The organism is Pseudomonas koreensis, from assembly GCF_036668835.1.
GTDB classification, from domain to species: Bacteria; Pseudomonadota; Gammaproteobacteria; order Pseudomonadales; family Pseudomonadaceae; genus Aquipseudomonas; species Aquipseudomonas koreensis_I.
Window position 1 is genome coordinate 140,600 of sequence record NZ_JAZEVW010000009.1, and the last position, 13,286, is coordinate 153,885.

The following is a 13,286-nucleotide window of genomic DNA, read 5'->3' on the forward strand; positions in this document are numbered from 1 at the left end:
TTTGACCAGCATAGAATTCACCACTGGACCTGTGGAAGCGAGCCTGCTCGCGAAAGCGTTCGCACATTCAACATCAAATTGACTGACCCACCGCCTTCGCGAGCAGGCTCGCTCCCACATGGGCTCTACCACAAGGAGCGGCGCTGTTAGAATGCGCGCCTCATCCCGCCATACCGCAGCGCACCGCCCATGACCCAGAACTCCGCCCCCATTACTGCTCACGTCGCCATCATCGGCGGCGGCCCCGCCGGCCTGATGGCCGCCGAAGTGCTGAGCCAGGCCGGAGTCCGCGTCGATCTGTACGACGGCATGCCCTCGGTGGGGCGCAAGTTTCTACTCGCCGGGGTCGGCGGCATGAACATTACCCACTCCGAACCTTACCCGACCTTCCTCTCGCGCTACGCCGAACGCGCACCGCACATCGCCCCGCTGCTGCGCGGTTTCGACGCTGATGCGTTGTGTCAGTGGATTCATGCGCTGGGCATCGAAACCTTCATCGGCAGTTCCGGTCGCGTATTTCCCACCGACATGAAAGCCGCCCCGCTGCTGCGCGCCTGGCTCAAGCGCTTGCGCGACAGCGGCGTGGTTATCCACACCCGCCACCGCTGGCTCGGCTGGGATGAGCACGGCGCCTTGCGCGTCGACAGTCCGAACGGTGAAATCCGCGTCAGCCCCGACGCTACGTTACTGGCCCTCGGCGGCGGCAGTTGGTCGCGCCTGGGCTCGGATGGCGCCTGGATGTTGCCGCTGGAGCAGCGCGGCGTGGATCTGGCGCCGTTGCAGCCGAGTAATTGCGGCTTCGAGGTTCAGGCCTGGAGCGAATTGATGGTGAACAAATTCGCCGGTGCGCCGCTGAAAAACATCGCCATCGGCCTGGACGACGACGTTCCTCGCTTGGGCGAATGCGTCATTACGGCGACCGGGATCGAAGGCAGCCTGATCTATGCCCTGTCGGCGCCAATCCGCGAGGCGATCAATCGCTATGGCGCAGCGGTTATCCACATCGACCTGCTACCCGGCCGCCCTGTGGATAAATTGCAGGCAGCGTTGAGCAAACCACGCGGTTCGCGCTCGATGGCCAAGCATCTGCACAGTCAGGTCGGGATTGATGGGGTGAAAGCGGCGCTGTTGCGTGAGTTGACCGATGCCGAGACGTTTGCCGATCCGGTGCTGCTGGCCCGCGCGATCAAAGCGCTGCCGCTGACCTTGGTGAAAACCCGTCCGCTGGACGAAGCGATCAGCAGCGCCGGCGGGGTGACGTTCGAGGCGATGGATGAGCGCTTGATGCTCAAGGCGCTGCCGGGGGTGTTCTGCGCCGGCGAAATGCTTGATTGGGAAGCACCGACGGGTGGGTACTTACTGACTGGGTGTTTCGCCAGTGGGCGGGCGGCGGGGTTGGGAATGCTGCAATGGCTTAAAAGCAGCGGCAAGCTTTGAGCTTCAAGCTGCAAGCCAAAGCAAAGCGCTTCTAACTTGCAGCTTGCAGCTTGCCACTCAAAGCTGCCTTTAAGGCTTGCGCTTACGCGGCCCGGTATTGAACACCGGCACCTTGCGCACAGGCTTGATCGACGGTTCCGGCGCCTGCGAATCACCGCTGTCCACCCACTTGCCCAGATTACGCTTGCCACCACCGCCGGACGCTTTGGGCTTTTTCGGTTTCTTCGGCTTCTTGATCACCTGACCGCTAGCATCGGTATCCGGCACGCGGTGCTCCGGTTCAAAGTCCGGCTCGTTCTGACGCTTCAAGGTCTGGCGCGTGAGCATCTCAATCGCCGAGAGCATGTTCACTTCATCGGCACACACCAGGGAGATCGCCTCACCGGTCGCACCCGCGCGCCCGGTACGACCGATACGGTGAATGTAATCCTCGGCGACGATCGGCAGGTCGAAGTTCACCACCAGCGGCAGATCTTCAATGTCCAGACCACGGGCGGCCACATCGGTCGCCACCAGAATCTGCACTTCGCTGAGCTTGAACCGGTCCAGCGCACGCTGGCGGGTCGCCTGTGGTTTGTCGCCGTGGATACCGTCGGCGTTGACGCCCAGGCCCTGGAGTTTTTCCACCAGCGCATCGACACCGTTGCGGGTCTTGGCGAACACCAGCACTTGCTTCCACTTGTTCTTGCGCATCAAGTGCACGAACAGCTCGGCCTTGCGCTTTTTGTCGACCGTGACGATCCACTGCTTGACCGTGTTGGCCGCCACGTTGCGCGGGCTGACTTCGACGCTCAGCGGATCGTTGAGCATCTGCCCGGCCAGCAGGCGGATGTCATCGGAGAAGGTGGCCGAGAACAACAGCGTCTGGCGCTTTTTCGGCAGCATGCGGTAAATGTTCGCCAGTTCTTCGGAGAAGCCCAGGTCGAGCATACGGTCGGCTTCATCCAGCACCAGAGTTTGCAGCTGATTGAGTTTCAGCGCGTTCTGGCGGAGCAGGTCGATCAAGCGGCCGGGCGTGGCGACAAGCACATCGACGCCGCCGCGCAGCTTCATCATCTGCGGGTTGATGCTGACACCGCCGTACACCGCATAAGTGCGCAGCGGCAGATTTTCCGCGTACTGACGCACGGCCTCGTGGACCTGCTCGGCCAGTTCGCGGGTCGGCACCAGAATCAGCGCACGCGCCGAATTAGCGGTGACTTTCGGCCCTTCCATGGCCAGCAACTGCAACAGCGGCAAGGCGAAACCGGCAGTCTTGCCGGTGCCGGTCTGCGCCGCCGCCATCAGGTCGCGACCGGCCAGCACGGCCGGAATGGCTTGCGCCTGCACCGGCGTCGGGGTCTGGTAGCCGAGCGTCTCGAGGGAGCGCAGCAAGGGTTCGATCAGGCCAAGGGAGGCGAAAGTCATGGGATTACCGTAGGAAAAAGTGACGCGGGGATGCAATGCCGCGCAGTTTACCCTAATTCGTACGCGCTTCCGTCGGATCGGCTTGCGCCTCCTCGACCGGCACTTGCTTCGGACGACGCCACTGCGGCAGGCTGATCAGCAATACGGCGCTGATGATCACCAGCATCGCCAGCGCTTCTTCGACACCAATGGTCTCGCCCACAAACACGATCCCCAGCAGTACGGCGACGGCCGGGTTGACGTAGGCATAACTGGTTGCCGCCGCCGGGCGCACATGCTTGAGCAGGTACATGTAGGAATTGAAGGCGATGATCGAGCCGAAGAAAATCAGGTAGGCCAGCGCCAGCCAGCCTTCGACCGGCGGCAGCGCTTGCAGGTGTTCACCGCTCACCGCGCTGCCGATCAGCAGTACGACACCGCCGACCAGCATTTCCACCGCGCTGGCCATGGCCCCCTGCGGCAATGGCAGATATTTACTCCACACCGAACCGAACGCCCAGGTCGCCGCGGCGAAAATCAACAATGCGGCGCCAAGCGGGCTGGATTGCAGGTTGGTGCCCATGTTGAGCATGGCGATGCCGATAATCCCCAGCGCCACCCCGGCCCACTCGAGACGGGTATTACGCGCGCCCCAGAAATAGCCGAACAACAAGGTAAACAGCGGCACCGTCGCCACCGCCAGCGCCGCCACGCCGGAAGCCACACCGGTGTGCTCGGCCACGCTCACCGCGCCATTACCGAAACTGAGCAGCAAAATCCCGATCAGCCCCGCCGCCTTCCACTGCGCCCAGGTCGGCGCCGGCGCCCCGCGCCAGCGCAGGAAGGCGTACATCAACGCGCCGGCAATCACAAAGCGCACCCCGCCCAGCATCAGCGGCGGCCAGTATTCAACGCCAATGCGGATCACCAGATAGGTCGATCCCCAGATCACATACAGCGCAAAAAACGCGGCAATCAGCGGCAAGGAAAAACGGCGCAAGGCAGGCATGGGCAGCTCGACAGTCAGTGTCAGGAAATGGCTTATTCTAGAAAGGCTGCTGCGCAAAAATAAGTTACAAAACCTGTTTATCGCGCCGGTACACTTTTGAATGAAAGCAGCCGAGCCCCATAAGGTCCCTGTGGGAGCGAGCCTGCTCGCGAAGGCGGTGCATCAGCAGACATCCATGTTGAGTGAACAGTCGCTTTCGCGAGCAGGCTCGCTCCCACGGGTTTGGATCATTCCCACGAAGAGCGTGGGAACGATCGCTCGTAGTGCCTGGGATCAGCGATAGCGCAGCAGGTGTTCGGTGACCTTGGCAGCCGGGACTTTCTGCAATTTGCACAGCAGGTCATGGTTCAGCTCGCGCACGCCATGTTTGTGCCGCAACTCGTCGGCCAGATGCGCCATCAGGTTGGCTGCCATTTCGGCGTCGGCCATGGCCCGGTGAGCCTGGCCGGTGTGTGGCAGGCTGGCGAAGGTGGTGAGGGTGCCGAGCTTGTGATTCGGTGCCGCCGGCATCAGGCGCCGCGCCAGCAACAAGGAGCAGGCAAAGTTCTGCAAGCGTGTGCGCTTGATCCGCCCCAGTTCAAAATCCCAGAACTTCTGGTCGAACGAGGCGTTGTGCGCCAGTAATGGCGTGCAGCCGACGAATTCGTTGACTTCTTCCATCACCCGCTCGGCGGACGGCGCGCTGCGCAGCATGGCGTTGCTGATACCGGTGAGTTGTTCGATGAACGCCGGGACGCGTACGCCAGCGTTCATCAAACTTTGGTAACGCTCGACGATGCGGCCGTTCTCCAGCATGACCACGGCGATTTCCGTGGCGCGGCAGCTGCTGTTCGGCGCAAGGCCAGTGGTTTCAAAGTCGATGACTGCAATGCGTTCCAAACCGGGTTCAACTCCGTTCAAATCAATGCTTGAGCTTAATTCTTCAGCAACAGCGCGCCTTCGATCGGCACGTAGCGGCTGGCGGCGCGGATCAACGAGTTGGCGGTCAGGCCGGGTACACCGTAAGCCACCGCTTGCACGCCGTGTTTGCTGATGATGCGTTCGAGCAGCATGTCGAAATCGCCGTCACCGGACGCCAGGACGATTTCGTCGACATGGTCGGCGGCGTCCATGATGTCGAGGGTGATGCCCACGTCCCAGTCGCCCTTGGCCGAACCGTCGCTGCGCTGGATGTAGGGTTTGAGCTTCACGGTGAAACCGAGGTTGCGCAGGATCTGCTGGAACTGCTGCTGCTTGCTGTCGCCGCGGTCGATTGCGTAGGCGTAGGCCTCGACGATCTGCCCGCCCTTGCTGATGTCGGCCCACAACGCGGCGTAGTTGAAATGGCAACCATAGGCCTGACGCACGGTGTAGTAGAGGTTCTGCACGTCGGCGAACACTGCGATTTTTTTCACCGGAGTTCCTGTGGGTGCGCACGCGCACGAAGCGGGATCAGGCCCTGGGCCCGAAAAAGGCGCTCAGTATGCCAGCCCGAGGGAAGGTTCCGCGAATAATCGGCCCGAAGCCCCGAGGGGCTCCGGACGAATGGTGGAGTCAGACGAAGGAATCGTCGTCATCGAAGAACGACGAGCTGTCGTTGTTGTAATCGGTGTCGGTGAAACCGTTATCGGCCACGCGTTGATCATCGCCCCAGCCGTTATTGCTCTGGTCGGCGACCTGAGCCGGTTCTTCCTTGATCACCTCAACGATTTCCTGCGGTTGCTGGTTGTGATGAAACAGACTGCTGATGCCTTGCGCGAGCATCACGCCGCCGGCTACACCCGCCGCGGTTTTCAAAGCGCCGCCAAGGAAGCTGTTGCCTGCCGCAGGCGCCGCTTGTTGCGCGTAGTTGGGCGGCGCGGTGCCGAAGTTCTGCTGGGGCGCTGGAGCCTGGAAGCTCTGCTGCGGCGCCGGTTCACGCCAGCCGCCAGTGGCTGCCGGGGCGGCACTTTGCGATGGTGCCGGGCGCGAACTGCCGCCGCCAAAGATACTCGACAGGAAACCACCGCCTCCGCTCGCCGCCGGCGCGCCACTCTGGGCCTTGGCCGATTGCAATTCGGCCTGTAGACGCTGGACCTGCTGAGTCAGTTGCTGGTTCTGTTCATTGAGGCTCTTGAGCGCCGCCTCTTGCACCAGAATCGCCTGGGTCATGAAATAGCCTGCCGCCGGCTGGCGCGTCAGGTGTTCCTTGATCCGCGCCTCGGCCTGGGCGTCACGCGGGGCTGCCTCCGTTTCGGCCTGTTGCAGCCGGGAAAACAGTCCATCGATCAGGGTTTGCTCTTCGCTGTTCATGGCGACCTCGTAGATTGCCGGTAATAACGTGCCCGTGCCCACTCTGGGCGCGGTGCTCTCCTGTAATGGAGACAGTGACAAAACGTTTCAATGACCTTTACCGAATGTTTACGTTTGTGTCGCTGCGCACAGCATCGGTTAAAGTGAGCCACTGTTTTCGACCTGCGATACCGACTGATGAATGCCTTCGAAGTACTGCGCGACTCCCTGTATTTTTTTAAACGCCATCTGGGCCGCATCGTGCAGTTGTGTCTGCCGCTGGTGATTTTCGAGGCGTTTCTGCAACAGGCGGTCGATCACGCCAGCGGGCCCGAAGGTTTTTCTGCAGTCAGCATCATTGTCGGCCTGCTGGTGTACCCGTTGTACACCGCTGCACTGATTCTGTTTCTCGATGCGCGCAGCCGTGGCGAGTCGCCGCGCAACCGTGACCTGCTGGCGATGGCCGCGACCCTGTGGCCGCGCTTCGCCCTGCTGACGGCGCTCAATACACTGCTGATTCTGCTAGGCCTGTCGCTGTACTTCCTGCCGGGCCTGATCCTGATGGTCATGCTCGCGTTTGGCGAGTACCTGCTGGTGCTGCGCGGCATGGGCCCTTTGCAGGCGATGAAGGAAAGCCTGCGCCTGACCCGCGGACATTTCTGGCGAATCCTGCTGTGCATCCTCTGTGTGATGACGCCGCTGTGGCTGCTCAAAGGCGCAACACTGGCGGTCTATCCCGAACCGCAGAATCCGTTGATTGCAATGCTGATCGACAGTGCTCACAGCTTCCTGCAGTTGTTCACCAGCGTCGTCCTGTTCCGCCTGTTCATGCTGATCAGCGAATTGCCTGACAAGCGTGACGGAACGATCTGACCGCGCAGCGCTTGGGCTTCGCGCCGACCGTCAGGTATGCTCGGGGCCACTTTCTGTAACGCTATAAGCCGAGCCATGACCCGTCTACTGCGCTACTCGTTGTTGTTGGTTGTACTGGCCATCGTGGTGATCGGCACGCTGATCTTCAGCCTGACCTGGCGCCCCGACGCCCGAGAAACCCTGCCGGTCAGTTGCACCGCTACAGCACCGACGCTGGTGCCGGGCCAGGCGCTGAAGGTCATGACCTGGAACGTGCAATACCTCGCCGGCAAGCGCTACGTATTCTGGAATGACCTGGCCCAGGGCAACGACGAAGCACCGACTGCAGAAGACATGGCGTTCAGCCTCGATGAAGTGGCGCGGGTAATTCGCGACGAGCAGCCCGACGTGGTGCTGTTGCAGGAACTTGACGACGGCGCCAAGGCCAGCGACTACCAGGACCAGCTTAAGTTGTTGCAGGAACGGGTCGCCGATCTGTATCCGTGCAGCGTCAGCGCGTTTGACTGGAAAGCCGACTTCGTCCCCGAGCCGCAGGTGTTCGGCAGCGTCGGCCGGCAGTTGGCAACCCTCAGCCGCTATCGCATCGAACACGCCGAGCGCCTGCAACTGCCGGTGGCGGACGCCAATGTCATCAGCCGCCAGTTCCAGCCCAAGGATGCCTTGCTGGTCAGCAAACTGCCGCTGAGCGATGGCGGGCAATTGACCCTTTTCAACACTCATCTGGAACAGGCCAGCCAACCGGACGCGACCTTGCAAGCGCAAGTGAGTGCGGTGGCCAAGGTACTCGACAAATACGAAAGCCAGGGCTTGCCATGGCTGATTGGCGGCGACTTCAACCTGCTGCCGCTGGGCCAGTACCGGCGTCTTTCGGCCGAGCAGCGCAGGCCCTACCTGGCCGACAGCGAGCTGCACTTGCTGTGGGACAAGTACCCGATGATCCCTACCAACAATGAAGCCAGCGGCATCGATCGCGCGATGTGGCTGACCCATTACCCCAACGATCCCGGTCTGAACGGCCCGGATCGTACCGTCGACTACCTGTTCTACAGCCCGAAGATCAAACGCATCGAAGCGCGAGTGCGCCAGGACGATACGTTGCGCATTTCCGATCACCTGCCGGTGATTGCGCGCTTCTTGTTGCCCGCCGCGCCTTAGCTGCACGGCGAACGACCGGTGTAGTCGACGGTCCCCAATTCACGACATGGAAAGCCATGAAAATCTTATTGGTGTGCAAGGACATTGGCGGTTATGCGCGCAAGCTGGCGGATCATTTACGGGCCGACAACGATGTGTGCTTCATCGATACGGCGTTGATGGCCGATGCGTTCAACCGGGCGCCGAAAATTCTGCGCCGCCCGCTCAGACGCTGGGCCAAATTACGCCAGTTCAAAAAGGCAGTAGAGGCACACGGGCCGTTTGACGTTGCCCTCGTTATCAACCCGGCACAAATAGACTCAGAGCATTTGGCTATCGGCCTGGACGCGTCTTCGCGCAAGATCGCCTACCTCTACGACAGCTTCAGTCGCTGGCCCATGAGCCGCGAAGCGCTGGCCGTCTATGATGAGGTATTTTCGTTCGATCCGCAGAATGCGCAGCAATACGGCCTGAAGAAACTGCACAACTTCATTTACGACGACTACGACGCGAGCGCGGGCGAAGGTGACTACAGCGCCTTCGTGGTCATGGCCGGCAAGGACCGTGTCCCGGCGCTCGAAGGCCTGGCAAGAGCGTTCGATCGGCTTGGCGTCAGCGACTACAAGTTTCTGGTGCAGTGCAAACCGATCCCGGGCGCGCATCCCGGGATCACGTTTTTCGAGCAACGCCTGCCACTGGACACGGTCGGCGCGCTGGTCAAGCGCTCGTGGATCATCCTCGACATCGCCAAACCCGGTCAGGCCGGGTTGAGCTTCCGTTTTTTCGAAGCCATGGCCGCACGCAAGAAAGTCATTACCACCAACCCCAGCGTGGTCGACTATGACTTCTACAACCCGGCGAACATTCTGGTGATCGACGAGGCCGATCCGGTGATTCCGTCAGCGTTCGTTTGCGCCCCATACGTCGACGTGCCCGAACAGATCTATCGCAAATACACCTTGCAAGGCTGGGTCGAGACGGTTTTCGCATCACCATGATCGTCGATCGCTTCAGAGGCCCGGAGGGACATAGCCGGGAACATAGCGAACATTGGCGCACTTGCCGTGCAGTATCCGCCCATCCTCGATCAGGAACTGGGCGATCTTTTTCTGTTGATTGATCTTTGCCTGCAACTTGCAGGTTGAGCTGTGCCCGACCTGTTGATAGTGCTCGGTGTAAACCATGCCATTGCCGGTGTGGTTCATTGATGTGCCGGCCGCTTCGGTGGTGCTCCAGCTCGCGGACTTGAACCAGGTGAGCACGGCCAAAGGTTCGCCGTTCGGGCCGGTTTCCTTTTGCATCGAATCGGGCGTACCAAACAGGTTCAGTGCCTCCTGAAGGTCGCGGCCTTCCCAACGGCTCTGCGCGATGGTGGAACAGCCGGTCAAGAGCAATCCCGCCAACAGGGTTGTCAGTAATGAGCGTGTGCAAGTCATGTGAAGTCCCGGCTTATTTTTTCAGTTCGAGCAGACTGTCGATGTTGTCCATCATCTGGCTCTTTTGCTGAATCGGCGCGAGCTTGAAGAACATCTGCTGGAGCATCTCGATCATCTGCAGGTATTCCATCTTGCCCACGGCGGCCATGTCGTTTTTAGCCCGACTGCCCGGCGCGCAGGCAAACTTCAGCGCCTGCTGAACCCAGAACTCTTTCGGGGTCTGCCATTGATTGGCAACTTTCAGATGACGCAGGGTATAAGCGAGACGTTCGATGGACTGGCCGTTAATAAAACGTACTTTGCCCGTAGAGCACTGGGCTTCGAGGTTGTAGACGTCGATCATCGGTTTGCCGGGCTCTTCGTAGACCAGGGTCACCGCGATCATGGTCGCGCCTTTGGTTTTTTCCGAAGGCACCACCGAAGTCGCATCCGCAACGTACATGATGTTTTTCTGAGCAACGCCGTTGCCGTAAATGATCCACCAGTCGCCAATCGCATTGGGCTCTTCGGCCATTGCCGAACTAGAGGCGACCAGCAGCGCAGCCGACAAGAAGAGCGACTTCTTGAACTTGAAAAAAGATGACATGGGCAGTTCCGTTCCTTGGGCACAAGTTGCAGGCAGCAACACTTGTTATTGTTCAGGCCGCGATTTTGCGAGCCTGCACAAACAAGGGCAATTAGCACGGATGGGCTAATGGCGCGCTGCCATTGCGGGTCAGGTGCCCCGGGGTTTTGCCCGCGCAGTGGCTTCGGCAACCAGCGGATCATCCGGCCAGTAATGCTTCGGATAGCGGCCCTTCAGATCCTTTTTCACTTCGGCATAGGTACTGCGCCAGAAGTTGGCCAGATCCTGTGTCACCTGCACCGGACGGCGCGCCGGCGACAGCAGATGCAACTTGACCACTTGCCGCCCGCCGGCAATTCGCGGTGTGTCGTCGAGGCCGAACAGCTCCTGTAAGCGCACCGCGAGAATCGGCGGCGACTCGCTGTAATCCAGGCGAATCGAGGAGCCCGACGGCACGCTCAAATGGTGCGGCGCCAGCTCGTCGAGCTTTTGCGGCAGCGGCCAAGGCAGCAGATTGCGCACAATGCTCGACAAGTCGAGGTTGGCAAAATGGCTGAGTCGCGAGACTTTGCCCAGATACGGCATCAGCCAGTCTTCCAGAGTGTCGAGCAGCGTTGCGTCACTGACATCCGGCCACTGGCTGTCGTCCTGATGACTCAGATCGAGCTGGCGCAGCAGCGCCACCCGTGCCTGCCACTGGCGCAGTTCCGGGGTCCACGGCAACAGCTCGAGACCTTTGCGGCGGACCAGATTGACCAGCGCCTGACTGCGCGCAGTTTCATCCAGACCGGTCAACGGTTCGCGGCTGAGGATCAGCTCGCCGACCTTGCGCTGACGCTCGGCACGCAGTACGCCTTCGCGCTCGTCCCAGTCCAGTTGATCGACGCTGTGCACCTGTTCGGCGAGTACCGAGTCGAACAGCGCCGGATCGAAATCCGCCGCCAGATAAATCCGCTCCTCGCGCTGGCCCTGACGGCTGCCGAGGTCGGCGATGACGATCCACGGCTGTTTCATCAGGCTGTCGGCTTCGGCGAACAGCGCGGCGCGACCATTGGCCAAGCGATATTCGGCACCACCGGCGCGCCGTTGCTGGGCGACGCGGTCCGGGTAGGCCAACGCCAGCAACGCGCCGAGCCAGCGCGGGTGCTCGGGATCACTGACCGGCGCGCTGGCCTTGCCGCGCAGGTAACCGCGATATTGCCGCGCCAATTGCCGTGCGCGTTGCACCCCGCCCTGCGCACCACGCGTCGCGCGGTCTTCACCCGAAAGCAAGGCCAGACGACTGTGCAAGTCCGCGCCGGCGCCGCGCAGGATATCGCGCTCACCAAGCAGCGCTGCGACATCGCAAGCCATGTTCGCCAGGCCCAACGCCTGACCGCGCAACAGTAAATGGCCGATACGCGGATGCGCCGGCAGTTCGGCCATGGCCTGGCCATGCGGGGTCAGCGCCTCGCCTTGCAGCGCACCGAGGCGCTGCAGCAGATCCTGCGCCTGGGCATACGCCGCCGCGGGTGGCACATCCAGCCACACCAGTTCATTCGGCGTTACACCCCAGCGGCCCAGTTGCAGGGCGAGGCTGGCGAGATCCGCCGAGAGAATTTCGGCGCTGCCATAAGCGGCGAGCTGTTCGTGCTGATCCTGCGACCACAAGCGGTAGCAAACGCCCGGTTCGAGTCGCCCGGCACGGCCGGCACGCTGGGTGGCGCTGGCTTTTGAGATGCGCAGGGTGTCGAGGCGGGTCATGCCGCTGCCGGGATCGAAACGCGGCACTCGCGCCAGCCCGGCATCGATCACCACGCGTACGCCGTTGATGGTCAGGCTGGTCTCGGCGATGTTGGTCGCCAGCACCACCTTGCGCTGACCGGGCGGCGCCGGATCGATCGCCGCACGCTGGGCATTGAGGTCGAGTTCGCCGTGCAGCGGGCAGAGCAACACATCGCTGCGCGAGCCGATGGCGTCGGCCAATTGCTGATGCACGCGACGGATTTCCGCCTGCCCCGGCAAGAACACCAGCAGGCTGCCGGTTTCATCGTGGAGGGCTTCCAGCACGGTTTGCGTGACGCGTTGATCGATATATTCGCCGGGCTGAAACGGTCGGCCCCAACGCATCGTCACCGGATACATGCGCCCTTCGCTGCGCAGGATCGGGGCGTCATCGAGCAACCCGGCCAGACGCTCGCCTTCGAGCGTGGCCGACATCAGCAGAATCTTCAGCGGCTGTTCAGCGCGAAACAGCTCGCGACCGTTCAGACTCAGGGCCAGCGCCAGGTCGGCGTCGAGGCTGCGCTCGTGAAACTCATCGAAAATCAGCAGACCCACGCCTTCCAGCGCCGGGTCATCCTGCAAGCGGCGGGTAAGAATGCCTTCGGTGACCACCTCGATGCGCGTCTTCGGGCCGACCTTGCTGTCCAGACGAATGCGGTAACCGACGGTTTCCCCGACCTGCTCGCCCAACTCGCTGGCCAGACGTTCTGCAGCGGCACGCGCGGCCAGACGGCGCGGTTCAAGCATCAGAATGGTCTGCCCGGCGAGCCACGCTTGATCAAGCAAGGCCAGCGGCACGCGGGTGGTTTTACCGGCACCGGGCGGTGCTTCGAGCACGGCTTCGTGGCGTGACGCGAGGGCTTCACGCAGGGCGGGTAAAACATCGTCGATCGGCAAAGAAATCATGCTGGCTCCCAAACAGATCGGCGAGTATAACGGCGAACTGTTTGGCGTAGTCTGAACTCAAAACAGTAGCCGTTATTGTTCAGCTCTCAGGAGACATTTCCATGCGCTTACCTTTTCGCCTGATCGGCGGTGTTCTGGTCGCTACCCTGCTCACGCAGATCACTGCGTGCGGGTCGATTTTCTACCCGGACCGTCGCGGCCAGATCGACGGCAAGATCGACCCAGCGATTGCCGCGCTCGATGCTGTCGGCCTGCTGTTCTACATCATTCCCGGACTGATCGCGTTTGCCGTCGACTTCGCCACCGGCGCGATCTATTTCGAACCGGGCCACACCGCGCAGATCGACCCGGCCAAGCTCAAGCCAGCCATCGGCGCGGACGGTCAGGTCGACAAGCACAAGTTGCAGGCGATTCTCGAAAGCGAGTTGGGCCGAGACTTTCCACTCGACGACCCGCGCCTGATCCAGCACAAGGGCAGCACCCAGCAACTGGCGATGTTCGGCCTGCAACCTGCGGCATAGAAAGG

Annotated in this window: 13 protein-coding genes; 5 read left to right on the plus strand and 8 right to left on the minus strand. The window is 61.5% G+C overall.

Translation table 11 applies throughout. The annotated features are described in order from the left end of the window. Window positions 1-189: 189 nt before the first annotated feature. Window positions 190-1,437 (plus strand): TIGR03862 family flavoprotein, encoded by a 1,248-nt coding sequence (locus tag V6F91_RS22665; RefSeq protein ID WP_332768349.1) that lies wholly within the window; start codon window positions 190-192, stop codon window positions 1,435-1,437. Window positions 1,438-1,506: 69 nt separating this feature from the next. Here V6F91_RS22665 and V6F91_RS22670 read toward each other — a convergent pair whose 3' ends face one another. The 5 genes from V6F91_RS22670 to V6F91_RS22690 form a co-directional block, all read right to left on the minus strand. Then, window positions 1,507-2,844, minus strand: coding sequence for a DEAD/DEAH box helicase (locus V6F91_RS22670; protein ID WP_332768351.1), 1,338 nt, complete (start codon window positions 2,842-2,844; stop codon window positions 1,507-1,509). Between the two features lie 52 nt (window positions 2,845-2,896). After that, a complete protein-coding gene (gene yedA / locus V6F91_RS22675) occupies window positions 2,897-3,832 on the minus strand; it encodes a drug/metabolite exporter YedA (RefSeq protein ID WP_332768353.1) in 936 nt (311 codons plus the stop codon). Between the two features lie 273 nt (window positions 3,833-4,105). Beyond that, window positions 4,106-4,711 (minus strand): 3'-5' exonuclease, encoded by a 606-nt coding sequence (locus V6F91_RS22680; protein WP_332768355.1) that lies wholly within the window; start codon window positions 4,709-4,711, stop codon window positions 4,106-4,108. Window positions 4,712-4,746: 35 nt separating this feature from the next. Continuing rightward, the gene (locus V6F91_RS22685; RefSeq protein WP_332768357.1) at window positions 4,747-5,226 is read right to left on the minus strand and encodes an NYN domain-containing protein; all 480 of its coding nucleotides are present in this window, start codon (window positions 5,224-5,226) and stop codon (window positions 4,747-4,749) included. Window positions 5,227-5,365: 139 nt separating this feature from the next. Beyond that, on the minus strand, window positions 5,366-6,103 hold the full coding sequence (locus tag V6F91_RS22690) for a DUF2076 domain-containing protein (protein WP_332768359.1): 738 nt from the start codon (window positions 6,101-6,103) through the stop codon (window positions 5,366-5,368). Window positions 6,104-6,280: 177 nt separating this feature from the next. On the opposite strand from V6F91_RS22690, the gene V6F91_RS22695 reads away from it, so the two are divergent. The 3 genes from V6F91_RS22695 to V6F91_RS22705 all read left to right on the plus strand — a co-directional run bounded on the left by V6F91_RS22695 (window position 6,281) and on the right by V6F91_RS22705 (window position 9,087). Then, entirely contained in the window at window positions 6,281-6,955 is a 675-nt protein-coding gene (locus V6F91_RS22695; RefSeq protein ID WP_332768360.1) for a YciC family protein, read from the plus strand. Window positions 6,956-7,030: 75 nt separating this feature from the next. Then, window positions 7,031-8,110 carry an endonuclease/exonuclease/phosphatase family protein gene (locus V6F91_RS22700; protein ID WP_332768362.1) on the plus strand — a complete coding sequence of 360 codons (1,080 nt, stop codon included), beginning with the start codon at window positions 7,031-7,033 and terminating at the stop codon, window positions 8,108-8,110. Window positions 8,111-8,166: 56 nt separating this feature from the next. After that, window positions 8,167-9,087 carry a hypothetical protein gene (locus V6F91_RS22705; protein ID WP_332768364.1) on the plus strand — a complete coding sequence of 307 codons (921 nt, stop codon included), beginning with the start codon at window positions 8,167-8,169 and terminating at the stop codon, window positions 9,085-9,087. A 12-nt stretch (window positions 9,088-9,099) separates the two neighbouring features. Here the strand turns inward: V6F91_RS22705 and V6F91_RS22710 are convergent, their stop codons facing one another. From V6F91_RS22710 to hrpB, 3 genes are all read right to left on the minus strand, one after another. Continuing rightward, complete coding sequence (locus tag V6F91_RS22710) at window positions 9,100-9,525, minus strand: hypothetical protein (protein WP_332768366.1); 426 nt, start codon at window positions 9,523-9,525, stop codon at window positions 9,100-9,102. A gap of 13 nt (window positions 9,526-9,538) precedes the next feature. Beyond that, window positions 9,539-10,111, minus strand: coding sequence for a hypothetical protein (locus tag V6F91_RS22715; protein ID WP_332768368.1), 573 nt, complete (start codon window positions 10,109-10,111; stop codon window positions 9,539-9,541). A gap of 129 nt (window positions 10,112-10,240) precedes the next feature. Further along, window positions 10,241-12,760 (minus strand): ATP-dependent helicase HrpB, encoded by a 2,520-nt coding sequence (gene hrpB, locus V6F91_RS22720; protein WP_332768370.1) that lies wholly within the window; start codon window positions 12,758-12,760, stop codon window positions 10,241-10,243. A gap of 101 nt (window positions 12,761-12,861) precedes the next feature. Between hrpB and V6F91_RS22725 the strand changes: the two genes are divergently transcribed. Next, window positions 12,862-13,281, plus strand: a complete 420-nt coding sequence (locus V6F91_RS22725) for a polyribonucleotide nucleotidyltransferase (protein WP_332768372.1) — start codon at window positions 12,862-12,864, stop codon at window positions 13,279-13,281. Window positions 13,282-13,286: the final 5 nt, after the last annotated feature.